Annotated in this window: 22 protein-coding genes; 13 read left to right on the plus strand and 9 right to left on the minus strand. The window is 74.7% G+C overall.

What is annotated here, in order from left to right; translation table 11 throughout:
* Nucleotides 1-26: 26 nt before the first annotated feature.
* From msrB to AB0E62_RS09560, 4 genes are all read right to left on the minus strand, one after another.
* Nucleotides 27-434 (minus strand): peptide-methionine (R)-S-oxide reductase MsrB, encoded by a 408-nt coding sequence (gene msrB / locus AB0E62_RS09545; RefSeq protein WP_362190417.1) that lies wholly within the window; start codon nt 432-434, stop codon nt 27-29.
* A 16-nt stretch (nt 435-450) separates the two neighbouring features.
* On the minus strand, nt 451-1,842 hold the full coding sequence (murC, locus tag AB0E62_RS09550; protein ID WP_362190419.1) for a UDP-N-acetylmuramate--L-alanine ligase: 1,392 nt from the start codon (nt 1,840-1,842) through the stop codon (nt 451-453).
* A gap of 110 nt (nt 1,843-1,952) precedes the next feature.
* Nucleotides 1,953-2,426 (minus strand): indole-3-glycerol phosphate synthase, encoded by a 474-nt coding sequence (locus tag AB0E62_RS09555; RefSeq protein WP_362190421.1) that lies wholly within the window; start codon nt 2,424-2,426, stop codon nt 1,953-1,955.
* Between the two features lie 129 nt (nt 2,427-2,555).
* Nucleotides 2,556-3,329, minus strand: a complete 774-nt coding sequence (locus tag AB0E62_RS09560) for a pyrimidine reductase family protein (protein WP_362190766.1) — start codon at nt 3,327-3,329, stop codon at nt 2,556-2,558.
* Nucleotides 3,330-3,605: 276 nt separating this feature from the next.
* Here AB0E62_RS09560 and zapE point away from each other — a divergent pair, with 276 nt between their 5' ends.
* The 8 genes from zapE (at nt 3,606) to AB0E62_RS09600 (ending at nt 11,339) form a co-directional block, all read left to right on the plus strand.
* Nucleotides 3,606-4,709 carry a cell division protein ZapE gene (gene zapE, locus AB0E62_RS09565; RefSeq protein ID WP_362190423.1) on the plus strand — a complete coding sequence of 368 codons (1,104 nt, stop codon included), beginning with the start codon at nt 3,606-3,608 and terminating at the stop codon, nt 4,707-4,709.
* 200 nt (nt 4,710-4,909) lie between these two features.
* Complete coding sequence (locus AB0E62_RS09570; protein WP_362190425.1) at nt 4,910-5,305, plus strand: hypothetical protein; 396 nt, start codon at nt 4,910-4,912, stop codon at nt 5,303-5,305.
* 84 nt (nt 5,306-5,389) lie between these two features.
* Nucleotides 5,390-5,968, plus strand: a complete 579-nt coding sequence (locus AB0E62_RS09575) for a carbonic anhydrase (RefSeq protein WP_362190427.1) — start codon at nt 5,390-5,392, stop codon at nt 5,966-5,968.
* An 8-nt stretch (nt 5,969-5,976) separates the two neighbouring features.
* Nucleotides 5,977-7,455: a SulP family inorganic anion transporter gene (locus AB0E62_RS09580; protein ID WP_362190429.1), complete on the plus strand. Its 1,479-nt coding sequence runs from the start codon at nt 5,977-5,979 to the stop codon at nt 7,453-7,455.
* Between the two features lie 105 nt (nt 7,456-7,560).
* Nucleotides 7,561-8,529: a slipin family protein gene (locus AB0E62_RS09585; protein WP_362190431.1), complete on the plus strand. Its 969-nt coding sequence runs from the start codon at nt 7,561-7,563 to the stop codon at nt 8,527-8,529.
* 123 nt (nt 8,530-8,652) lie between these two features.
* Nucleotides 8,653-10,176 (plus strand): FAD-dependent oxidoreductase, encoded by a 1,524-nt coding sequence (locus AB0E62_RS09590; RefSeq protein ID WP_362190433.1) that lies wholly within the window; start codon nt 8,653-8,655, stop codon nt 10,174-10,176.
* A gap of 125 nt (nt 10,177-10,301) precedes the next feature.
* Entirely contained in the window at nt 10,302-11,138 is an 837-nt protein-coding gene (locus tag AB0E62_RS09595; protein WP_362190434.1) for a polysaccharide deacetylase family protein, read from the plus strand.
* An 18-nt stretch (nt 11,139-11,156) separates the two neighbouring features.
* A complete protein-coding gene (locus AB0E62_RS09600; protein WP_362190435.1) occupies nt 11,157-11,339 on the plus strand; it encodes a hypothetical protein in 183 nt (60 codons plus the stop codon).
* On the opposite strand, the gene AB0E62_RS09605 is transcribed toward AB0E62_RS09600, so the two are convergent.
* Both AB0E62_RS09605 and AB0E62_RS09610 read right to left on the minus strand, forming a co-directional pair.
* Nucleotides 11,331-12,002, minus strand: coding sequence for an ABC transporter (locus AB0E62_RS09605; RefSeq protein ID WP_362190436.1), 672 nt, complete (start codon nt 12,000-12,002; stop codon nt 11,331-11,333). The two genes, AB0E62_RS09600 and AB0E62_RS09605, sit on opposite strands and share 9 nt — an antisense overlap.
* On the minus strand, nt 11,999-12,883 hold the full coding sequence (locus AB0E62_RS09610; protein WP_362190438.1) for an ATP-binding cassette domain-containing protein: 885 nt from the start codon (nt 12,881-12,883) through the stop codon (nt 11,999-12,001). The genes AB0E62_RS09605 and AB0E62_RS09610 overlap by 4 nt, the downstream gene beginning before the upstream one ends.
* A gap of 116 nt (nt 12,884-12,999) precedes the next feature.
* Between AB0E62_RS09610 and AB0E62_RS09615 the strand changes: the two genes are divergently transcribed.
* Complete coding sequence (locus AB0E62_RS09615) at nt 13,000-13,722, plus strand: peptidyl-tRNA hydrolase (protein ID WP_362190440.1); 723 nt, start codon at nt 13,000-13,002, stop codon at nt 13,720-13,722.
* 218 nt (nt 13,723-13,940) lie between these two features.
* Here AB0E62_RS09615 and AB0E62_RS09620 read toward each other — a convergent pair whose 3' ends face one another.
* Entirely contained in the window at nt 13,941-14,075 is a 135-nt protein-coding gene (locus AB0E62_RS09620; protein ID WP_362190442.1) for a hypothetical protein, read from the minus strand.
* A 432-nt stretch (nt 14,076-14,507) separates the two neighbouring features.
* On the opposite strand from AB0E62_RS09620, the gene AB0E62_RS09625 reads away from it, so the two are divergent.
* The 3 genes from AB0E62_RS09625 (at nt 14,508) to AB0E62_RS09635 (ending at nt 18,556) form a co-directional block, all read left to right on the plus strand.
* Nucleotides 14,508-15,827 carry a DUF692 domain-containing protein gene (locus tag AB0E62_RS09625; RefSeq protein WP_362190444.1) on the plus strand — a complete coding sequence of 440 codons (1,320 nt, stop codon included), beginning with the start codon at nt 14,508-14,510 and terminating at the stop codon, nt 15,825-15,827.
* A gap of 139 nt (nt 15,828-15,966) precedes the next feature.
* On the plus strand, nt 15,967-16,755 hold the full coding sequence (locus AB0E62_RS09630; RefSeq protein WP_362190446.1) for a TIGR04222 domain-containing membrane protein: 789 nt from the start codon (nt 15,967-15,969) through the stop codon (nt 16,753-16,755).
* Between the two features lie 160 nt (nt 16,756-16,915).
* A complete protein-coding gene (locus AB0E62_RS09635; RefSeq protein WP_362190448.1) occupies nt 16,916-18,556 on the plus strand; it encodes an alpha/beta hydrolase in 1,641 nt (546 codons plus the stop codon).
* 67 nt (nt 18,557-18,623) lie between these two features.
* On the opposite strand, the gene hemQ is transcribed toward AB0E62_RS09635, so the two are convergent.
* Both hemQ and hemG read right to left on the minus strand, forming a co-directional pair.
* Nucleotides 18,624-19,355 (minus strand): hydrogen peroxide-dependent heme synthase, encoded by a 732-nt coding sequence (gene hemQ, locus AB0E62_RS09640; protein WP_030606901.1) that lies wholly within the window; start codon nt 19,353-19,355, stop codon nt 18,624-18,626.
* Between the two features lie 5 nt (nt 19,356-19,360).
* Nucleotides 19,361-20,812 carry a protoporphyrinogen oxidase gene (gene hemG, locus AB0E62_RS09645; RefSeq protein WP_362190450.1) on the minus strand — a complete coding sequence of 484 codons (1,452 nt, stop codon included), beginning with the start codon at nt 20,810-20,812 and terminating at the stop codon, nt 19,361-19,363.
* 149 nt (nt 20,813-20,961) lie between these two features.
* Between hemG and AB0E62_RS09650 the strand changes: the two genes are divergently transcribed.
* A complete protein-coding gene (locus AB0E62_RS09650; RefSeq protein WP_362190452.1) occupies nt 20,962-21,951 on the plus strand; it encodes a DUF4349 domain-containing protein in 990 nt (329 codons plus the stop codon).
* The last annotated feature ends 6 nt before the right edge of the window (nt 21,952-21,957 follow it).

The raw sequence follows: 21,957 nt of genomic DNA on the forward strand, positions 1-21,957 counted from the left end.
GACCGGACCGGGCCGCCGCGCCGCGCTCAGTCCTCCGCGGGCGCCAGGCGCAGCGAGATCGAGTTGATGCAGTACCGCTGGTCGGTGGGGGTCGGGTAGCCCTCGCCCGCGAAGACGTGCCCCAGGTGGGAGCCGCAGCGGGCGCACCGGACCTCGGTGCGGACCATGCCGTGGGAGCGGTCCTCGACCAGTTCCACCGCGTCGGAGTCCTTCGGGTCGTAGAAGGACGGCCAGCCGCAGTGCGACTCGAACTTGGTGTCGGAGGTGAACAGCTCCGCGCCGCAGGCCCGGCAGGAGTACACCCCCTTGGTCCTGGTGTCCGTGTACTCACCGGTGAAGGCCGGCTCGGTGGCGGACTGGCGCAGCACGGCGTACTCGGCCGGGGTCAGCTCCGTGCGCCACTGCTCGTCCGGCTTCTCGACGTCGTACGCCATCAGCTCTCAGCCCCTCTTACTGCGCGAGTCGGTCCAGGATCAGCGGGCCCAGGTCGGTCACATCGCCCGCGCCCATGGTGAGAACGAGATCACCGGGCTTCGCCATTCCCGCGATCACCGCCGGGATCTCCGCCTTGTCGTGCACGGCGGTCACGTCGGCGCCGGCCGCCCGCGCGGACTCGATGATCAGCTCGCTGGTCACACCCGGGATCGGGTCCTCGCGGGCCGGGTAGATGTCCAGCACCACCGAGGCGTCGGCGAGGGCCAGCGCCTGCCCCATCTCCTTGCCCAGCTCCTGGGTGCGGGAGAACAGGTGCGGCTGGAAGACGACGAGGATCCGGGCGTCACCGGCGGCGCCGCGCATGGCCTCCAGGTCGGCGGTCATCTCGGTCGGGTGGTGGGCGTAGGAGTCGATCACCTGGACGCCGGCCGCCTCGCCCTTGAGCTGGAGGCGCCGCTTGACGCCGGTGTAGGCGGCGAGCGCGGGTGCCAGCTCGGCGGCCGGGACGCCGAGGGCGGCGCCGGCGGTGAGCGCGGCGACCGCGTTGAGCGCGTAGTGGCGGCCCGGCACGGAGACGGCGAAGGTCAGCTCCTGCCCGTCCAGCACCACCGTGACCCGGCTCCGCAGCCCCTGCGGGACGATGGACAGCACGCGCACGTCGGCGTCCTCGGCCTCGCCGTAGGTCACCACCCGCACCGCGCGGCCGCGCACCCGCCGGGTCAGTTCCCGGGCGCCCTCGTGGTCGGCGGAGACGACCAGGGTGCCGCCCTCGGTGATCCGGTCCACGAAGGTCTCGAAGGACTCGTGGATCTCGTCGATGGAGGCGTAGTTGGCGTGGTGGTCCAGCTCGACGTTGAGGACGATGGCGACCTCGGGCGCGTACTTGTGGAAGCTGCGGTCTGATTCGTCCGCCTCGGCGACGAAGATGTCGCCCTCGCCGTGCAGCGCGTTGGAGCCGGGCGCGTCCAGGTCGCCGCCGATGGCGTACGACGGCTTCAGGCCCAGCTCGGTCAGGGAGACCGCCAGCATCGAGGTGGTGGTGGTCTTGCCGTGGGTGCCGGCCACGGCGATCGGCCGCAGCCCCTCCATCAGCGCGGCCAGCGCGTCGGAGCGGTGCACCACCGGGATCCCCAGCTCGGCGGCGCGGACCAGCTCCGGGTTGTCCTCGCGGATCGCCGACGACACCACGACGCAGCTCGCGTCGTCGGCGAGGTGCCCGGCGGCGTGTCCGATGTGCACGGTGGCGCCCAGCGCCCGCAGCGCCCCGGCGGTCGCCGACTCCTTGGCGTCGCTGCCGGCCACCTCGGCCCCGCGCTGGGCCAGGATCTTCGCGATTCCGGACATCCCGGCGCCGCCGATGCCGATGAAGTGCGGTCGGTCCATGGCGGTAGGAAGGCCGGGTGCCATGCGTTTCTCCCCAGAGACGGTACGGGCTAGAGCAGGGCTAAGCCTATGCGCTGGCGCGGGCGCCGCCTCGCAGCGCGGCCCGGCACACCCGTCCCCGGCCGCGCCGCCGGCTACGCCTTGCTGTGCGAGAACAGCTTCAGCACCGGCACCCCGACCTTGTGCCGCGCTCTCGAGGCCCAGTCCCGGTGGAAGAACTCCTCCACGTAGTGCGGATCGGTCAGCACGATCACCTCGTCCGCGCCCACCTCGGCGACCAGTGCCTTCAGCGCGTCCAGCGGGTGGTCCTCGACCAGTCGCCCCTCCGCCTCGCTCCCCGCGGAGCGCAGCGCCTGGAGCGACACGTCGAGGGCCTGCCGCCCCACGCTCCGCGCCTCGCGGCCCTCCGGGGTCTCGCCCTCCCGCACCGCCTCGTCGAGTTCGCCGAGCGCGATGTCGTCGATGGCCCGCAACAGCCGGTCCGCCTGCTCGCCGCGCGGCTGGAGCAGGACGTGGAAGGAGACGGGCTCGTCTCCGTGCAAGGTGGTGACGAACTCCACGTCGGCGGACGTCAGGGCCTTCTCGATCATCAGAACGCTTGTGAACACCAGGCGCCTCTTCTCCTTAGAGGGCCCGGCAGGGCCCCTGCGGAAACCATCCTTCCCCGTGATCGCACGGGTACTGCCGGATTAAGTCTGCCCGCCGGAAGCCAACCGGAACGACTGCTTCCGTCGATCTCAAGGCCGACGGTAGCGCCCGAAGAGGAATCCGTCCTCCTCCAGCAGGGACACGAGTTCGAACCGGCGCGGAACGGCGACCGGCGGACCCCCGGCGATGCGCTGCGCGCCGCCCGCCGTCAGGGTGGGCGAGACGGTCAGGCACAGCTCGTCCAGCACGTCGGCGGCGATCAGCCGGCCGAGCAGCCGGGGGCCGCCCTCGGTGAGCAGCCGGGTGTGGCCGAGGCCGGCGAGAACCTCCACCGCGCGGACCGGCTCCACGCTCGTGCCCTCCCCGGCGACCAGCACCCGGGCGCCGGCCTTCTCGGCGGCGGCGACCCGGTCGGGGGCCGCGGCGGATCCGGTGAGGATCAGCGTCGGGACCAGGGGGGAGGTGAACAGGGGCAGCGTGAAGTCCAGGTCGAGGCTCGCGGTGACGATCGCGATCGCCGGGACCGGGGCCTGCCCGGCGGCCGAGCGGGCCCCGGCGAACTCGGGGCGCACCCGGGCGGGGCGGTACCCCTCCTGCCGTACCGTTTCCGCACCGACCAGTACGACGTCCGCGAGCGCCCGCAGCGTGCCGAAGATCCGCATGTCGGCGGCGTTGGAGAGGGGCTTCGAGCGGCCCTCGTGGTGGGCGGCGCCGTCGAGCGAGGAGACCATGTTGGCCCGCAGCCAGGGCCGCGGGGCGCCCGGCGCCGGGGCCGGGTAGGCGTAGGCGGCGCCCAGCTCGGCGAGCCCCCACTCCCGGTCCGCGACCGCCGCGGCCCCGGCCGGCCCTCCGGCGGCCGGCACTCCCTTGCCCGGGGCGGCCCCGGCCGGCCCCCCGGCGCGCGGCGCCCCTCCGTCCGCGGCGGACCCGACCCGCCCGCCACCGGTCGTCGCCGCCCCGTCCGCGGCGGTCCCGGCCGGTCCCACGTGGGCCGGTACTCCCCCGTCCGCGGCGGTCCCGGCCGGTCCCCCGCCGGTCGTCGCCGCACCGTCGGCGCGGGCCTGGGCTGCTGTTTCTTCGGTCACAGGGAAGAGGCGTCGCATCCGTGCAGTGTGACACGGCGCTTAGCATGGACAACCGTGTCCTCCTCCAGCACCGCCCCCGGTTCCGGCCCCCTGACCGACGCGGGCCCCCTCTCCCTGTGCGCGCGCGAGCCGCACGTCCCGGCGGACCGGCTGGTCGCCGAGATGGTGCCGCCGCCGCGCTTCGACTCGGTCCGCTTCGCCACGTACATCCCGGACCCGAACCAGCCCAGCCAGACGGAGGCCGTCGAGGTCCTGGAGGGCTTCGCCGCCGGTCTGGGCGGGCCGCAGGCGTCCGGCGCCGGCCTGCGCGGCTTCTTCGGGTTCGGCAGGGCGAAGGCGTCCAAGGCCCCGGCCGGGCCGCGCGGGGTGTACCTGGACGGCGGCTACGGCGTCGGCAAGACCCATCTGCTGGCCTCGCTGTGGCACGCCGCCCCGGCCGAGCCGTCCCGCAAGGCGTTCGGCACCTTCGTCGAGCTGACCAACCTGGTCGGCGCGCTCGGCTTCCAGCAGACGGTGCGCACGCTGTCCGGGCACAGCCTGCTGTGCATCGACGAGTTCGAGCTGGACGACCCGGGCGACACGGTCCTGGTGTCGACGCTGCTCGGCAAGCTGGTCGAGGCGGGCGTGGCACTGGCCGCCACCTCCAACACGCTGCCGGGCAAGCTGGGCGAGGGGCGGTTCGCCGCCGCCGACTTCCTGCGCGAGATCCAGGGTCTGTCGGCCCACTTCCGCACCCTGCGCATCGACGGCGAGGACTACCGCCACCGCGGTCTGCCCGAGGCGCCGGCGCCCTTCTCCGACGAGGAGGTCACGAAGACGGCCTCCGCGACCGAGGGCGCCTCGCTGGACGACTTCCCGAGCCTGCTGGAGCATCTGGCCAAGGTGCACCCGAGCCGGTACGGCGCGCTGACCGACGGGGTGCGGGCGGTGTGTCTGACCGGCGTGCGGCCCGTGCCGGACCAGTCGACGGCGCTGCGGCTGGTGGTCCTGGCCGACCGGCTCTACGACCGCGAGGTCCCGGTGCTGGCCTCCGGGCTGCCGTTCGACCGGCTGTTCAGCGAGGAGATGCTGAACGGTGGCTACCGCAAGAAGTACTTCCGCGCCATATCCCGGCTCACCGCGCTGGCCCGGGACGCGAAGGGGCTGACGGGCGCGTAGGCGGCGCCCTCCGACAACTGATCAACCCGTGCGGGTCAAGGGCGAGTTCACGCCACTTGACCCGCATTTTTTACGCTCTCTCAGCTCGTTAACCTCCAGTTAACCCAGCAAAGGCCTTTACCCGGCTAAAGTGTTTCTTGACCATCCATTGACCAAGACTTGGTCTGGACTAGAAACATGAACAGGGCGGAGGGGGGCTCATGTTCCGCAGTACAGCCGTACGCGGCCTGCTCGCCGCCCTCGCCGCGATCCTGCTCACGCTCCAGCTCCGCGCGGGCACGGAAACCTTCGCATCCGCGCACGCGTTCGGTCGGACACTGACCCAGGCGGAGCCCGGAATCGCTCCCTCCGCGCTCTCGGCGCGCGCCGGGGCGGACGCGCTCCGGGTCCCCGGCCGCCCGGACGCCCCCGTGGGCGTGCCGCAGCTCCGCGACCGGCAGCGCGGCCCGGCGACCGGAGGGTCCGAGGACGGCGCCCTCATATCCGGCCGGGCGGCCGGAGCGGGACCGGCGGAGCCACTCGCGGGACCGCACCGTCCCTCCCCCGGCGCCCTCAGAGCCCACACCCCGGCAGAGCTTCAGGTCTTCCGCTGCTGAGGCCGGCCCGCACGCCCCCGCCCCCCCACAACCGTCGTTCGAGTCCGACGCGCCGGGAAGGCGCGCCAGGAGGAACCCACACCCATGCAGCCCCTCATCGACAACGCCCGTACGTTCGGACAACGCCCTGAGGAGTTCGCCAAGCTCGCCGAAGGCCAGTCCCCGCAGGTCCTGTTCATCACCTGCTCCGATTCCCGGGTCGTCCCGGCCCTGATCACGGGCGCCCGCCCCGGCGAACTGTTCGAGCTGCGCACCGCGGGCAACATCGTCCCGCCCCACGCCTCCGAGCACCCCACCAGCGAGGCCGCCACCATCGAGTACGCCGTGGAGGTGCTGGGCGTCCGCGACATCGTGGTCTGCGGCCACTCGCACTGCGGCGCCGTCGGCGCGCTGGTGCGGGGCGAGGACCTCACCGCCGTACCGGCCGTGCGCGACTGGCTGGTCTCCGCCACCCCGCGCCCGTCCGGCAAGGCCGAGGACCCGGAGGTCGCCGAGGGCGTGCAGAGCCACGTCCTGACCCAGTTGCTGCGGCTGCGCTCGTACCCCTGCGTCGAGCGCAAGCTGGCCGAGGGTGAGGTGACCCTGCACGCCTGGTACTACGAGGTGCACACCGGCACGGTACGGACGCACCGCCAGCAGACCGACAGCTTCGAGGCCCTGTGAGTCCGCCGATGACCGACAACCGCACCCTCATATCCCGATTCCCGCACCTCAAGCAGGACTTCGCCGCCTCGCTCGTCGTCTTCCTGGTCGCCGTGCCGCTGTGTGTGGGCGTGTCCGTCGCGTCCGGGGCGCCGGCCGAACTCGGCCTGGTCACCGGCATCGTGGGCGGTCTCGTCACCGGACTGATGCGGGGCAGCAGCCTCCAGGTGTCGGGTCCGGCCGCCGGCATGACCGTGCTCGTCTACGAGGCGGTCAAGGAGTTCGGCCTGCCGGTGCTCGGCGTGATCGTGCTCGCCTCCGGTGTCATCCAGGTGGCCATGGGCCTGCTGCGGCTGGGCCGTTACTTCCGGGCCATCTCCGTCTCCGTCGTGGAGGGGATGCTGGCCGGCATCGGCCTGGTGATCATCGCCGGGCAGCTCTATCCGGCGATGGCCGCGAAGGCCCCCGACTCAGGTCTGGACAAGATCGCCGACCTGCCCGGCACGTTCGTGGACGCCTTCGGCGACACCGGCGCGCTGTCCTCGCTGGCGGTGGCCGCGGGCACCGTCGCCGTACTGCTGCTGTGGAAGCACGCCCCGGCGAAGGCGCGCACGGTGCCCGGCCCGCTCGCCGCGGTGGGGCTCGCCACCCTGGCCGTGTTCGCGCTGGACCTGCCCGTGGCCACGGTCGAGGTGCAGGGCCTGCTCGGCGCCGTCCAGCCGCCGCCGCTGAGCGCCTTCGGCGAACTGGCCGGCCTCGGACTGCTGGGCACGGTCGTCGCGTTCACCCTGATCGCGTCCGCCGAGTCCCTGTTCAGCGCGGCGGCCGTGGACCGGCTGCACTCGGGGCCGCGCACCGAGTACAACAAGGAACTCATCGCCCAGGGCACCGGGAACATGGTCTGCGGGGCGCTCGGCGCGCTGCCGATGACCGCGGTGATCGTGCGCAGCGCGGCCAACGTCCAGGCCGGCGCCCGTACGAAGGCCTCCCGGGTGCTGCACGGCGTGTGGCTGCTGCTGTTCGCGGCGCTGCTGCCCGACGTGCTCGCCTACATCCCGGTCCCGGCCCTCGCGGGCATCCTGATCCACGCGGGCGCCAAGCTCATCCCGGTCCGTTCGCTGGGCGTGCTGTGGGGGCGGCACCGGGGCGAGGCGGTGGTCCTCGCCGTCACCGCCGTCTCCATCGTCGCGGTCAGCATGTTCGAGGGCGTGCTCATCGGTCTGGCGCTGGCGGTGGTGAAGACCGCCTGGGAGGCCTCGCACGTCAAGCTGGACGTCGTGGACGGGGGCGCGGGCCCGATAGAGGCGCGTCTGACGGGCAACGCGACCTTCCTGCGGCTGCCGAAGATCCTGGACAGCCTGGAGTCGCTGCCGCAGGACCGGCCGGTCCGGCTGGACCTGTCCGGGCTGCACCATCTGGACCACGCCTGCCGGACGGCCCTGGACAACTGGGCCGCGCGGCACAGCGCGGCCGGGACCGATCCGGTGAAGCTGGTCACCGCCGCCTGAGCAGGCGCCCGTGGGGCCGGGCCGCCGGGACCTCTCGGCATCCCGGCCCCACGGGCCTATCGTGGCAACAGCAGACAAAACCGACCTCTGGGCGAGGAGGTCACCATGGTCGAGGACCTGCTGGTGGCCGTCGCGGCGGCGGGCTCCGCCGGTGTCGTGTATCTGGCGGCGGCGATCCGGGTGATCAGGCAGTACGAACGCGGGGTGCTGTTCCGGCTCGGCCGGGTCAGCGGGGACGTACGGTCGCCCGGCCTGAACCTGATCATTCCCTTCGTGGACCGGCTGCAGAAGGTCAACATGCAGATCGTGACGCTGCCGGTCCCGGCGCAGGAGGGCATCACCCGGGACAACGTCACCGTCCGGGTGGACGCGGTGGTCTACTTCCGGGTGGTGGACGCGACGAGCGCCCTGGTGAAGGTCGAGGACTACAAGTTCGCGGTGTCGCAGATGGCGCAGACGTCCCTGCGGTCGATCATCGGCAAGAGCGACCTGGACGATCTGCTCTCCGACCGCGAGAAGCTCAACCAGGGTCTGGAGCTGATGATCGACAGCCCGGCGGTGGGCTGGGGCATCCAGGTCGACCGGGTGGAGATCAAGGACGTTTCCCTGCCGGACACCATGAAACGGTCGATGGCCCGCCAGGCCGAGGCGGACCGGGAGCGCCGGGCCCGGATCATCAACGCCGACGCCGAGCTCCAGGCCTCGAAGAAGCTCGCCGAGGCCGCCCAGCAGATGTCCGACACACCGACCGCGCTCCAGTTGCGGCTGCTGCAGACGGTGATGGCGGTGGCGGCCGAGAAGAACTCCACGCTGGTGCTGCCGATCCCGGTGGAACTGCTGCACTTCCTGGAGCGCGGCGCCGGGCCGTCGCCGGCGGACCGGGGCGGGGGCCTCACGGCGGGGCGCGGCGACAGCCGCCCCGGGGAGCATGCCCAGCGGGCCGACGGCCCGCCGCCGCACTCCGACGGCGGCGTGAGGACCACCGACAGCGGCCCCCGGCAACTCGCCGGCACCGACTCGCAGCCCACCGACACCGGCTCACAGCCGACCGACGACGGCTCGCGGCCCATGTGAGGCAGCCATCCGCCTCGCCCCAGCCGCAGGACGGCCTGCGGGGCATGGGCGGGACGCCCCCGCAGGGCCCGGTCCGGCCGCCGCCGCGGATATGAGCCGGGCCGCCCTGGGTACCCGGCGGGCATGCGCGAGCAGCGGAAGGTCACCGATTCGTACTGGCTGGAGACCGCTCCCGGGCCGGAGCACCCCGCTCTGGACGCGGATCTCGACGTGGACGTAGCCGTCGTCGGCGCGGGCATCGCCGGGCTGAGCACCGCCCATGCGCTGGCCCGGGCCGGGCGGCGGGTGGCGGTGCTGGAGGCCGGGCGGGCGGCGGCCGGGGTCACCGGATACACCACCGCCAAGCTGACCGCCCAGCACACCCTGGTCTACGACCGGCTGCGGCGCACCCGGGGCCCGGACGGCGCCCGGCTGTACGCCCGTTCGCAGTCGGAGGCGATCGAGCACGCGGCGGAGCTGGTGGCGGAGCTGGGCATCGACTGCGAGTGGGAGACCAGGGACGCCTACACCTATGTCCGGGACGGCTCGCGGGTGGCCGAGGTGCGCGCGGAGGCGGAGGCCGCCCGGCAGGCGGGGCTGCCGGCGACGTTCACCACGGAGACCGGGCTGCCGTTCCCGGTGGCGGGCGCGGTCCGGGTGACCGGGCAGGCGCAGTTCCATCCGGTCAAGTACCTCCGGGCACTCACCGCCGACCTGCTGCGGCTCGGCGGCCGGGTGTACGAGCACACGCGGGTGACCGGACTGACGGAGGGCGAGCCGTGCCGGCTGACGACCGGGGCGGGCCCCGAGGTGACCGCCCGGGACGTGGTGATCGCCACCCATTACCCGGTGTTCGACCGGGCCCTGCTCTTCACCCGGCTGTCTCCGCGCCGGGAACTGGTGGTCGCCGGACCGCTGGGCGACGGCCCGGATCCGGACGGCATGTACATCACCCCGGACGAGAACACCCGCTCGGTGCGCACCGCCCCCTACGGCCCGGACGGGCGGCGGCTGCTCGTGGTCACCGGGGAGCACTTCACGCCCGGCACCGGTGATCCGCAGGCCGGCTTCGACCGGCTCGCCGCCTGGGCCCGGACGCACTTCCCCGGGGTGACCCTGGACCACGCCTGGGCCACCCAGGACAACGAGTCCACCGACACCGTCCCGCTGGTCGGCCCGTTCCACCCGGCCGCCCGGCACACCTATGTCGCCACCGGCTTCGGCGGCTGGGGGCTGAGCAACGGGATCATGGCCGGGCTGCTGCTCACCGCGCTGATCACCGGCCGGGACTGTCTCTGGCGGGAGCTGTACGACCCGCGCCGGCTGAAGTCGGTGGTCCGTGAGGCACCGTCGCTGCTGAAGACGCAGGCGGAGGTGGCCCGGCACTTCGTCGGCGACCGGCTGAAACCGCCGGGCTCGGTGGCCGACCTGGCGCCCGGTGACGGCGCGCTGGTCCGCTCGGGCAGCGAGCGGCTCGCGGTGCACCGGGACGAGGAGGGCGCCCTGCACGCGGTGTCCGCGCGCTGCACCCACCTCGGCTGCCTGGTCTCGTTCAACCGCGCCGAGCGTGCCTGGGAGTGCCCCTGCCACGGCTCGCGGTTCGCGGTGGACGGCTCGGTGCTCCAGGGCCCGGCGGTCAAGCCGCTGGAGCGGCGCGAGCTGGAGTGACCGGCGGGAGTGACCGGCTGCCGGGGGCCGCCCGAGCGGGAGGCGGGCCCGCCGGGCGGGTGAGAACACGTCACTATCGGTCGTAAATAGTCATATAAACCGACATTCAGCTTTATTTTCGTAGGGTGATCCCTCTAGCACGCCGTCTCACCGCCCTCTGTCTCCTGGGCGCGGCGCTCACCGCCTGCGGCACCGCACGGCAGGAGCGCCCCGCCTCCCCCACCCCCGGCTCCCCCTCGCCCACCCGTCCGCCGGTCCTCGCACCCGGCCCCGGCGGACTGACCCCGGTCTTCAAGCACGGTCCGCGCGCCCGGGGGAAGACGGTCGCGTTCACCTTCGACGCCGACATGACCGCCGACCAGGGGCCCCGCGCGGCCTCCGGAGAGCGCTTCGACAACCCGGGGCTGATCCGGGCCCTGCGCGAGCTGAAGGTGCCCGCGACGGTGTTCATGACCGGCCGCTGGGCCGAGCAGTACCCGGCCGAGGCCCGCGACCTGGGCCGGGACCCGCGTTTCGAGGTGGCCAACCACTCCTTCAGCCACTACGCCTTCACCGCCGACTGCTACGGCCTGCCGACCGTGGACACCGACCGGATGCGCGCGGACGTCGAGCGGGCGTACGCCTCCCTGCGCGCGGCCGGTGTGCCGCACCCGATGCCGTACTTCCGTTTCCCCGGCGGCTGTTACGACCAGCGGGCGCTGCGCGCGCTCAGCGGGCTCGGGGTGACCGCCGTGCAGTGGGACGTGGTCAGCGGCGACGCGTTCGCCACGGACGCCGACGCGGTGGCCCGGCAGGTGCTCGACGGGGTGCGGCCGGGCTCGGTGGTCGTGCTGCACTGCACCCGCAGCGCCGCCCCGACCACCGAGCGGGTGGTACGCCGGGTCGTACCGGAGCTGCGGGCGCGCGGCTATCGGTTCGTGAAGGTCTCCGAGCTGATCGGCGCGGCCGGCCCCGGCCGTTGACCGTCCTACGCTGGAGGCATGAGCGACGAGGACTACTGCACCATCACCGAGGCGGCCCGGCCTCCCCGGGCGGACGGCCCGCCGTACGCGGACTGCGTGCTGTGCCGGGAGCCGACCGAGTACCCGGAGTCGTACAAGGGCATCACCCTGTGCCCGGTGTGCGAGTGGCAGGAGGCCCAGCGCACCGCCTGCTCAGGGTGACCGGCGCCCGGTGAGCCAGGCCGCGGCGGCGCAGGCGGCGGCCGTGAGCAGGGCGGCGCCCGCCAGCGGCAGCAGCGGCACGGGGACCCGCCCGGTCCGCGAACCGGTGACCAGACCGGTGACGGCGGCCTGCGCGGGGGAACCGGACGCGACCACCGCGAGCAGCGCGCCGAGCAGCATCGCGGGCACCGCGCGCCCGGTGGAGCGCAGGACCGGCGGGCCGGTGAGCGCGCCGACGGCCGTACCGAGCAGGGCGCAGGCGAGCGCGGCCGGCAGCCCGGCGGCCAGCGCCCGCGCCGGCGGGACGCGCACCCGGTGACCGGTGCTCGCGGGATCGCTGATGAGGGTCACCACCACGACGGCGGCCACGCCCAGCGCCACGGCCGCGAGCAGCGCGGTCAGCAGGCAGGCGAGGTGCGCCCGGGCGGGCCCGCGCGCGGCGGCGACGCAGGCCCGGGCGGCGGGCGGCTCCGCGGTGACACAGATCCGTACCAGCCAGGCGGTCACCGGCAGCAGGGCGGCGGCGGTGTACCCGAGCGAATCCAGCACCGGCTGCCCGCTCTGCACGCCGACGGCCAGGAAGGCGGCGTAGAGGATCACCGGGGGAAGCCAGCGCTGGGAGCGCAGCAGCAGGTCGGCCTGGTAGCGCAGGAGGACGGTCATGGGCGGCTTCCGGGATCGGGGAACGCGGCACCGCCCGGCTCGACGCGCACCACGTGCCAGGGCGGGCGGGCCGTGAGCAGGGCGCGCAGCACGGCGTCGGAGTGGGAGGCGGGGACGGTGAGGCGGTGGCTGCCGGGAGCCGTCTCCGCCGCGGCTGCCGCGGCCCGTACCGCCTCCGCGGGCAGCCGCCCGTCCGGCGGCCCTTGTACGACGACCACGGTGAGCGGCCCCTGCACCACCGGACCGGTGCCGTCGGTCCGGGGCCGCAGTGCGCCGTCGGCCACGGTGTAGCTCGCGTCCGCCGCCCCGGCGAGCCGGCGCGGGTCGTGGTCCACGAACACCACCGCGCCGCCGGCGGCCGTCCGTTCGGCCACCGCCCGGTCCAGCTCGGCCCGCGCCGGCGCGTCCAGCCCGGTCCACGCCTCGTCCAGCACCAGCAGCTCCGGGGCGCCGAGCAGGGCCTGCGCGACGGCGACCTTCTGGCTGCCGCCCTTGGACAGCCGCGCCATCGGGGTGGCGGCGTACGGGCCCGCGCCGAACCGCTCCAGCCAGGTGTGCGCGGCGCGGGCGGCGGCCTTGCGGCCGAGACCGTGCAGCGCGCCGAGGTGGGTCAGGTAGCCGGCGGCCGTGAAGGGCAGGGCGGACGGAAACCGTTCGGGCACGTACGCCGTGCGCGGCCGGCCGGTGACGCGGCCCTCGGAGGGCGTGTCGAGCCGGGCGAGCAGCCGCAGCAGCGTGGACTTCCCGCTGCCGTTCGCCCCCGCGATCCGGACGAGGGTGCCGGGGGTGACGACGAGGTCCACCCCGCGCAGCACCCAGGGCCCGCGGACGCCGTAGCGGCGGCCCACGGCGGTCAGGCACAGCTGACGGTCCTGGTGCATGGGGCCATTCTGACCCGGCGGCCCCGGCTCCGGCCGTGACTCTTCGGCCAGGCTCCCGGGCCTGACGGGGACCGCGCGTTGATCGGTGCGCCGGCGGGTTCGTAGGCTGGGCTCCCGTGAGCCACGATCCCGCCCCCTCCAGTGCCCGCCCGTTCCGCGCCGGGCCCGATCCCCGTGACGAGGCGCCGCAGTACGTGCTGCCGCTCGTCGTACGCATCGAGCGGAGCGCCCCGCCCGCCCGGACCGACGCGCTGGAGACGGCCGCCCGGGCCGTGCTCGTGCTGCTCGGTGACGCGCGGGCGCACGGCGACGGGGAGTGGGCCGAGGCGGTGCGCGACTGGGAGGACGCGCGGATCCGCAAGGTGGTCCGGCGGGCCCGGGGCGCCGAGTGGCGGCGGGCCGAGGCGTTGCCCGGGATCACGCTGACCGGCAAGTCGGCGGAGGTCCGGGTGTTCCCGCCCGTCCCGCTGGACGGCTGGCCCAAGGACCTGGCCAAGCTCCAGGTGTCGGGCACCGAGCTGGACGACCCGGAGCCGCCCGTCGCCGCCGGCCCGGAGCAGCCGGTGCTCTGGCTCAACCCGGACCTGGAGATGTCGGCCGGCAAGGCGATGGCCCAGGCCGGGCACGGCGCCCAGCTGGCCTGGTGGGCGCTGTCCGACGCGGAGCGCACGGCGTGGCGGGAGGCGGGCTTCCCCCTGGCCGTCCGCACGGCCGGCCCCGCCGACTGGCCCCGGCTGACCGCCTCCGGACTCCCCGTGGTCCGTGACGCCGGCTTCACGGAGATCGCACCGGGCTCCTGCACGGTGGTGGCGGACCATCCGGCGCTGCGGCGGCCCTGAACCACCACACGGCTTCACACCGTCCGGGCTCTCAGGCGTGGCGGATGGCCCTCAGGTGCTCGACGTTCCGGTGATGCACCGAAGGTGGGCGTACCCGGGGTGGAAGCGGGGAGCCGGCCTCCCAGCGCACGGTTGCGACGAGTTCCGAGGCCGATGGAGAGGCGGGGCAGGCAACGCAACGGGGCTGCTTGTCGATCGGGTACGTTCCATGCCGCTGGTCAGCGGGAAGCGATGGCGGCCTGCACGGCCGCCAGGCGGGGATGACCGGGGCCGACGAAGAGAGCGACGTGGCTGTCGGGGCGTCCCGTCAGATCCGCGAGGTCCCGGACTCGCAACGCTTCGGCGATGCGCATGACCATGTCCAGACGAGGAGCCTGCTGCTGTCCGGTCTCGATTTCCGGAGAGTGTGCGGCGGGATGCCGATGAAGTCCGCGAGCTGTGTCTGAGTCATGCCACCGCGCTCGCGGATGATCTGCGCCCTCTGGCCGAACTTCAGCGGGCCGGCGTGCGGGTCCGGAGCAGCACCTGGAGTCATGACGGCCTTGCCTCTCCGAGCAGCTTCGTCACTGCCAGGGTAGGGCGGGGCCGCTTCCGTGAGACCGGGTCTTCCCACTGCGCGAACGTCCGCGACAGCGCCACGTACGCTCGCCTCGTCCCGTCCGGACCCGGCCGCCCGAAGCTCAAATGTTGCTCTGAACGCGTCAGGGCGGGGGTTCGTGGGTGTGGGGCGGGGTCATATCCCCCTCACTCGACGCACGAGCACGGGCCGAGGAGGGGGAGGCAGTATGCGGCTGGGGACCGGGATCGGGTGGCGGCCGGAGATCGCGGACGCCGTGGAGGCGATGGCGGGCATCGACTGGGTGGAGGTCGTGGCGGAGAACGTCTGCCCCGGTCATCTCCCCCCGTCGCTGCTGCGGCTGCGCGAGCGCGGGGTGACGGTGGTCCCGCACGGCGTCTCCCTCGGGCTCGGCGGCGCGGACCGGCCCGATCCGGGGCGGCTGACGGCGCTGGCCGAGCGGGCGGAGGCGCTCGGCTCCCCGCTGGTCACCGAGCACATCGCCTTCGTCCGGGCGGGCGGCGCGCTCACCGCGTCCCCGCGGCTGGAGGCCGGCCATCTGCTGCCGGTGCCGCGCACCCGGGACGCGCTGGACGTGCTGTGCGAGAACGTCCGCATCGCCCAGGAGGCGCTGCCGGTGCCGTTGGCGCTGGAGAACATCGCCGCGCTGTTCTCCTGGCCCGGCGAGGAGCTGACGGAGGGGCAGTTCCTGTCCGAGCTGGTCGAACGGACCGGGGTGCGGCTGCTGATCGACGTGGCCAACCTGTACACCAACCACGTCAACCGGGGCGAGGACCCGGCCGAGGCGCTGGCCGCGCTGCCGGTGGAGGCGATCGCCTACGTCCATGTGGCGGGCGGCTTCGAGCGCGACGGCGTCTGGCACGACAGCCACGCGCACCCCGTGCCCCGGCCGGTGCTCGACATCCTGACCGGCCTCGCCACCCGGGTCGCACCGCCGGGCGTCCTGCTGGAGCGGGACGAGAACTTCCCCGAAGCCGCGGAACTGGCGCGGGAGTTGGCGTCCATCCGGGAGGCGGTCGCGGTCGGGCGCGCGCAGCGGCGTACGGCGGGGAGTACGGCGATGGGGGGCGCCGTCGGCAACACGGGCGGAGGCGTCGGGGTGCTGGCGCGGCCGGTGGCCGGGGTCCGCGAGCGGCTCGGAGTGGCGCAGACCGCCGTCCTGTCGGCCCTGGTGGCGGGGACACCGCTGCCGGAGGGGTTCGACCGCGTCCGGATGGGGGTGCAGGCGCGGGCCCTCGCGGCGAAGCGGGCCGGTGTGGTGGCGAAGGTGGCGCCCGAACTGCCGGTGATCCTCGGGGCGCACTACCGGGAGGCGTTCCTGGAGTACGCCCGCCGGCGCCCGATGCGCGGCGGCTACCGCCAGGACGCGCTGGACTTCGCCGGGCACCTGCTGAAGCTGGGCCGGCCGGAGGACGCCCGCGCCCGCCGCGCGCTGCGGCAGTGGTGGCTGGACCGGGCGGGCCCGGCACCCAGGAAGCGGGGGACCTTGGGGCGGGTGCTGCGACGGCGCGCCGGCCGGTCGCTCTGAGCCGCTGCCCGGCCGGGGGCGCCGGACCCGAACGGCCCCTGGCCGGCGCGGGAAACGGAACGTCACATACCGGCGACCGTGCGTCCGCATAGTGAACAGAGCATGGTGCTGACCCGGATCCCTGGCATACAAACAGCTCATGTTCTGGGTCCTTCTCCTCTTCCTGGCCTGGGCTTTCGCCGGTACGGCCTGCGCTCGCCTCTGCCTGGCGGCCGTACGCGCGGACGTACCGGACGCGGCGGACGCACCCGGCGCGCCGGCGGCCGGCGAGCGCGATCTGACGCTGTACGAGGCGGCGTTCCTCTCCGGCGGCCCCGCCCGGGTCGCCGATGTGACCCTCGTCTCCATGGCCCGTCAGCGCCGGCTGCTGCTCGCGCACACCGGCTGGGCCACGGTCGTGGACCCGCGGGGCCGCGACGAGATCGAACAGTCCGTCATAGGAGCCATAGGGCCCGAGGGCCAGTCGCGGATCGCGGCGGCACGGGCGCGGACCGCCGGCGCGGAGGCCGTGCGCGGCCTGGCCGACGGCCTGGTGCGGGCGGGGCTCGCGGTGCCCGAGGGCGCGGGCACGACGGTGGGGTCCGCCGTCCGCCGGGTGCGGGCCGCCGCGCTGGCCGTGGCGGTGCTCGGCACCACGGCCCTGCTGCTGCCCGGCGACACCGGGACACCGCGCCCGCTGGTCGGTGCCTGGTTCGCGCTGCCGCTCGTCCTGACGCTGAGCTGCCTGGCCATCGCCCGGTTCGAGGTGCATCCCTACTCGCCGTGGGCCTCCCCGGCCGGGCAGCGGATGCTGCGCTCGCTGACCGGGAAGCCGGCCGGGGACGAGCGGTCGTTCCTCACCTCCGTCGCCGTCCGGGGCATCCGCGCGATCGGCGAACCGGAGCTGCGCGCCGCCTTCACCCACCGCGACCAGCCCTGGCGCGAGTGACCGGAAGCACGGGGAGCTCCGGGGGCGCACAGGGGGCATTGGCGCCGACACCGGCCGGACGGTCCTTGCCTTCCCCCCACAGCCGTACCAAATATCCCTAAGTGTTCGCGCCGGGCCGTGGCAGCCGTGCCATCGCCGCCGCGCACCGAAGGGATACGCGATGAAAGCTGCCGCCCTCTGCTCGGCCGCCGGGTCCTTGCTGCTGACCGCCCTGGCCGCGGCGCCGGCGGGCGGCACACCCGGCGTCCCGCGGGTCCCGCACGCGCCGCATGCCCCGCAGGCCCCGGCCGCCGCCGGCGCGGCCGAGCTGCGCGGCACCGCGGTGGCCGCGGCCCGCGCCCGGACGGCCGGCATCGACTTCGGCCCGTGCCCCGCGGCCGAGGTGCCGGGGACGCCGGCCGCTGTGCGGTGCGGCACGGTGCGCGTCCCGCTGGACTACGCCCACCCGGACGGCACACAGATCGAGCTGACCGTCAGCCGGGCCCGGGCCACCCAGAAGGACCCGCGCAACAGCAAGCGGAAGGTCCCCCGGCAGGGCGCCCTGGTCTTCAACCCGGGCGGCCCCGGCGCCTCCGGCATGTACTTCCCGCTGGCCGGCACGCTTCCGCGGTGGCAGCGGATCGCCGCCGTCTACGACCTGGTCGGTTACGCCCCGCGCGGGGTGGGCCGCTCGGCTCCGCTGTCCTGCGAGGATCCCCGGCACTTCCTCAAGGCGCCCACCGCGGCGCCGGTGCACCCGTCGGAGGCGTACAAGCGGGAGCGCATCGCGCGGGCCAAGGCGTACGCGCGCGGCTGCGCCCAGCGGTCCGGGAGCCGGCTGCGCTTCTCCACCTCGCTGAACAACGCCCGGGACCTGGACGTGCTGCGGGCCGCGCTGGGCGAGGACCGGCTGACCTTCCTGGGCGCCTCGTACGGCAGCTACTTCGGGGCGCTGTACGCGGCGATGTTCCCCTCGCACGTACGGCGCATGGTGCTGGACGCGGCGGTGGACCCGGATCCGGAGAAGATCTGGTACCGCAGCAACCTGGAGCAGTCGGCCGCCTTCGAGGACCGCTGGGCGGACTTCCGGGAGTGGATCGCCCGGCACGACGACGTGTACCGGCTCGGCGCCACCTCCGCGCGGGTGCAGCGCAGCTACGACACCGCGCGCGAGCGGCTGGCCGGGAAGCCGGCGGGCGGCACGGTGGGCCCCGGGCAGCTGCAGAACGCGTTCCTGACCGCCGGGTACTACGAGGACCACTGGCCGAGCCGGGCCGCGGCCCTGTCGGCCTATCTGCACGGCGACCCTGAGCCGCTGGTCCGGCTGGCCGCGCCGCGCCCGGAGACGGCCGCCGAGGCGGAGAACGCCTCGGCCGTGTACACCGCGGTCGAGTGCAACGACGCCCCCTGGCCGACGGACTGGGCGGTGTGGGACCGCGACAACACCCGCCTCGCCCGGGTGGCGCCCTTCGAGACCTGGGACAACGCCTGGACGAACCTGCCGTGCGCCTACTGGCCGGCGCCCCGGCAGCAGCCCCTGGACGTACGGACCGGGCCGGGCGAGCTGCCGCCGGTGCTGATCCTGGCGGCCGAGCGGGACGCGGCGGCGCCGTACCAGGGGGCGCTGTCGATGAACCGGCGGCTGGCCGGGTCGGTGCTGGTGACGGAGCGGGACGCGGGGACGCACGGGATCGCGGGCGGCCCGAACGCCTGCGTCAACGGGCACCTGGACGCGTACCTGCTGGAGGGGCGGGTCCCGGCGCGGCACGCGTCGTGCGCACCGCGCCGGCCTCCGGCGGCCCGGCCTGACGAGGGCGCCTAGGGGATGCCCTGTCAGGCCGGCGGGCGGGTGCGGGTCGTGGGGCCTGTCGCGCGCCTTCGGGGGCGTCCTACGCCAGCCCCGCCACCAGGTCGCCGATGTCCTTGCGGCGGCCCGTGAAGAACGGGACTTCCTCCCGGACGTGCATGCGGGCCTCGGAGGCGCGCAGGTGGCGCATGAGGTCGACGATGCGGTACAGCTCGTCGGCCTCGAAGGCGAGGATCCACTCGTAGTCGCCGAGGGAGAACGAGGCGACCGTGTTGGCGCGCACGTCCGGGTAGCCGCGGGCCATCTTGCCGTGGTCGGCGAGCATCCGGCGGCGGTCCTCGTCGGGCAGCAGGTACCAGTCGTAGGAGCGCACGAACGGGTAGACGCTGACGTAGTTCCGGGGCGTCTCGTCGGCGAGGAACGCCGGGATGTGCGAGCGGTTGAACTCGGCCGGGCGGTGCAGCGCCATGTTCGACCAGACCGGCTCCAGCGCGCGGCCCAGCCTGGTGCGGCGGAAGAGGTTGTACGCCTCCTGGAGCTGGTCGCTGGTCTCGGCGTGCCACCAGATCATGAGGTCGGCGTCGGCGCGCAGACCGGAGACGTCGTAGGTGCCGCGGACCGTGACGTCCTTGGCGGCGAGCTGGTCGAACAGCTCCTGGACCTCGTCGGCGTATCCCGCGCGGTCCTCCGGCAGGGCGTCCTTCAGCTTGAAGACCGACCAGAGGGTGTAGCGGATGACCTCGTTGAGGTCCTTGGCCAGCTTGCCCTTGTTCGGGATCCTGCCGGACTCGGTGGTGGGGGCGTCGTCACTCATGGTCCCTATTCTCCCGCTCCGCCGTGCAGGCTCTGCACCGGGTTGGCGGTCAGCTCCCGGACGCCGCTCCGGTCGCCCGCCAGCTGGTCCACCGCGGCCCAGGCGCTCGCGACGCACGCCGGGATGCCGACGCCGTCGTACGGGGCGCCGCACACCGCGAGCCCCGGGAGCTTCGCGATGTGCTCGCGGACGCGGGCCACGCGCGCGTGGTGCCCGACGGGGTACTGGGGCAGGCCGTCGGTCCAGCGGGTGACCCTGGTCTCCAGCGGGACGGCGTCCAGGCCGGTGGCCTCCCGCAGGTCGTGCCGGGAGACCTCCACCAGGGCGGCGTCGTCCCGGCCGAGGATCTCCGTCTCGCCGTGGCGGCCCACGGAGGTGCGCAGCACCACCACGTCCGGGTCCTGCTCGGCGATCCAGCCCCACTTGTGGGAGGCGAAGGTGGACGCCTTGATGGTGCGGCCGTCGACGGGCGGCACGAGGAAGCCGCTGCCCTCGGGCAGGCGCGCGTCGGCGCGCCGGTAGGCGAGGGTGACCAGGGCCATGGAGGCGTACTCGACGGCGGCCAGCTCGGCGGCGGCCCCCGGGGACTCGGCGCGCAGCAGCCGGGCGGCGGCCGGGGCGGGCACGGCGACCACCACCGCGTCGGCGCGCAGCACGCGCTCGCCCGCGGTGATCCGCCAGCCGTCCGGCTCCCGGCGCAGTGCGTCGGCGGGGGTGCCGGTCAGGATCTCGCCGCCGCGGGCGCGCACCGACGCGGCGACCGCGAGCGGCAGCCGCCCGATGCCGCCGGCGATGCCCGTGAAGACCGGCCCGGTCTGCGGCTGTGCGGCGGCCTTCGCCTGGATCTCGCGGACGCCCTCGGTCAGGGAGGTGTGGGCGCGGGCGGCCTGGAAGAGCTGCGGGACGGCCGAGCGCATCGAGATGCGGTAGGCGTCGCCCGCGTACACCCCGCCCAGCAGGGGTTCCACGAGGCGGTCGACGACCTCGCGGCCGAGCCGGGCCGCCACGTACTCGCCGACGGCCACGTCGTCGCCGGTCTCGGTGCGGGGCAGGTCGGCGTCGCGCTCGATGCGGGCCAGACCCTCGGCGGACAGGACGCCGCAGAGCGCGGCGGCGGTGCCGGGTACGCCCATCACATGGCCCTTGGGCATGGGCCGCAGGGCGCCCCGGGTCCAGAGCGAGGCGGTCGCGGTGGCCGGCGGCTGGAGCGCCTCGCCGAGGCCCGCCTCGCGCGCGAGGGTCACCGCCTCGGGGCGGCGGGCCAGCATGGACTCGGCGCCGAGGTCGACCCGCACGCCGGCGATCTCGCCCGCCAGCAGCTTGCCGCCGACCCGGTCGCCGGCCTCCAGCACGGTCACGCGCGCGCCCCGACCCAGCAGCCGGTGCGCGGCGGCCAGCCCGGCGATACCGGCTCCGATGACGACGACGTGCCCCAGGCCCCTACCCGTTGTGCTCATGTCCTCCACTCTCTCAGACCCCACGGACACTCCGGCCGGGGCCCGGTGCGCGGACCGTTACCGCATCGGGACCGGCGCCGTCGAACGTCCCGGCGCGCCCGCCCGTCGCAGGACCGTCACAGCCCACAGCCCTCAGGGGGTAACCGCCCATGCGCATACCACGCACCGCACGTCGTCTCCGCCTCCTGGCCGGGGTCCTGCTGGCCGCCTCCCTCGCGCTCGCCGGATGCGACGGCGGGGGCGACGGCGGCGGTGACTCCGCGAAGGCCGCGGCGGACAGCGGGGCCGAGCGGGCCGGTGCCCCCGGCGGCGCGGCGGCCCGGGTCCAGGGCGGCGGCAAGGGCGGAGTTCCCGGGAGCCGGACGCCCCGGACCGCCCCGGACGCGGTCGTCCGGACGGCGTCCCTCACCGTCGAGGTCGCGGACGTGCCCAAGGCCCTGGCGGCGGCCCGGTCGGCCGCCGAGGACGCGGGCGGCTACGTCGGCGACGAGACGACGCGCCGGGGCGAGGACGGCCACGAGCGCACCAGGGTGGTGCTGCGGGTGCCCGCCGAACGCTACGACGAGGTCCTCGGCGCTCTTTCGGGCGCGGGCCGGCTGGTGGACCGTACGGCCAAGGCGGTCGACGTCACCGACCAGGTCGTCGACGTGGCGAGCCGGATCAGGTCGCAGCGGGCCAGTGTGGACCGGATCCGCGCGCTGATGGACGGGGCGGGCAGGCTGAGTGACGTCGTCTCGCTGGAGGGTGAGCTGAGCAGCCGTCAGGCCGACCTGGAGGCACTGCTGGCCCGGCAGGCGTCCCTGAAGGAGCGGACCGGACTGGCCACCATCACCCTGTCGCTGTCCGGCACCCCGGTGCGGAAGGCGTCCGGTGACGGTGCGCCGGGCTTCACGGACGCGCTGGCGGGCGGCTGGCGCGCGTGCCTCTCCGTGCTGCGCTGGATCGCCCTCGGGCTCGGCGCCGCCCTGCCGTTCGCGGTTCTCGTCGCGCTGCTCGCGCTGCTGTGGCTGCGGGTCGTACGGCCCCGGCTGCCGCGCCGCGCGGAGCCGGTGCCCGCGATGACCGCGCTCGGCCCGCTGCCGGCGGCCCGGCCGGCCCCGGGCTCCGCCGAGCGGGCCGCGGGGGGTGACGGGGGCTGAACGGGC

Origin of the sequence: Streptomyces sp. NPDC038707, from assembly GCF_040636485.1 — a bacterium.
GTDB lineage: Bacteria > Actinomycetota > Actinomycetes > Streptomycetales > Streptomycetaceae > Streptomyces.

Bases quoted from the DNA above. Each gene is read 5' to 3' on its own strand.
- AB0E62_RS09575 (WP_362190427.1), top strand. From the start codon at position 5,390: ATGCAGCCCCTCATCGACAACGCCCGTACGTTCGGACAACGCCCTGAG.
- AB0E62_RS09630 (WP_362190446.1), top strand. From the start codon at position 15,967: ATGTTCTGGGTCCTTCTCCTCTTCCTGGCCTGGGCTTTCGCCGGTACG.
- AB0E62_RS09625 (WP_362190444.1), top strand. From the start codon at position 14,508: ATGCGGCTGGGGACCGGGATCGGGTGGCGGCCGGAGATCGCGGACGCC.
- AB0E62_RS09650 (WP_362190452.1), top strand. From the start codon at position 20,962: ATGCGCATACCACGCACCGCACGTCGTCTCCGCCTCCTGGCCGGGGTC.
- AB0E62_RS09610 (WP_362190438.1), bottom strand. From the start codon at position 12,883: ATGCACCAGGACCGTCAGCTGTGCCTGACCGCCGTGGGCCGCCGCTAC.
- AB0E62_RS09585 (WP_362190431.1), top strand. From the start codon at position 7,561: ATGGTCGAGGACCTGCTGGTGGCCGTCGCGGCGGCGGGCTCCGCCGGT.
- AB0E62_RS09620 (WP_362190442.1), bottom strand. From the start codon at position 14,075: ATGCGCATCGCCGAAGCGTTGCGAGTCCGGGACCTCGCGGATCTGACG.
- hemG (WP_362190450.1), bottom strand. From the start codon at position 20,812: ATGAGCACAACGGGTAGGGGCCTGGGGCACGTCGTCGTCATCGGAGCC.
- AB0E62_RS09570 (WP_362190425.1), top strand. From the start codon at position 4,910: ATGTTCCGCAGTACAGCCGTACGCGGCCTGCTCGCCGCCCTCGCCGCG.
- AB0E62_RS09590 (WP_362190433.1), top strand. From the start codon at position 8,653: ATGCGCGAGCAGCGGAAGGTCACCGATTCGTACTGGCTGGAGACCGCT.
- AB0E62_RS09580 (WP_362190429.1), top strand. From the start codon at position 5,977: ATGACCGACAACCGCACCCTCATATCCCGATTCCCGCACCTCAAGCAG.
- AB0E62_RS09605 (WP_362190436.1), bottom strand. From the start codon at position 12,002: ATGACCGTCCTCCTGCGCTACCAGGCCGACCTGCTGCTGCGCTCCCAG.
- murC (WP_362190419.1), bottom strand. From the start codon at position 1,842: ATGGCACCCGGCCTTCCTACCGCCATGGACCGACCGCACTTCATCGGC.
- hemQ (WP_030606901.1), bottom strand. From the start codon at position 19,355: ATGAGTGACGACGCCCCCACCACCGAGTCCGGCAGGATCCCGAACAAG.
- AB0E62_RS09600 (WP_362190435.1), top strand. From the start codon at position 11,157: ATGAGCGACGAGGACTACTGCACCATCACCGAGGCGGCCCGGCCTCCC.
- msrB (WP_362190417.1), bottom strand. From the start codon at position 434: ATGGCGTACGACGTCGAGAAGCCGGACGAGCAGTGGCGCACGGAGCTG.
- AB0E62_RS09635 (WP_362190448.1), top strand. From the start codon at position 16,916: ATGAAAGCTGCCGCCCTCTGCTCGGCCGCCGGGTCCTTGCTGCTGACC.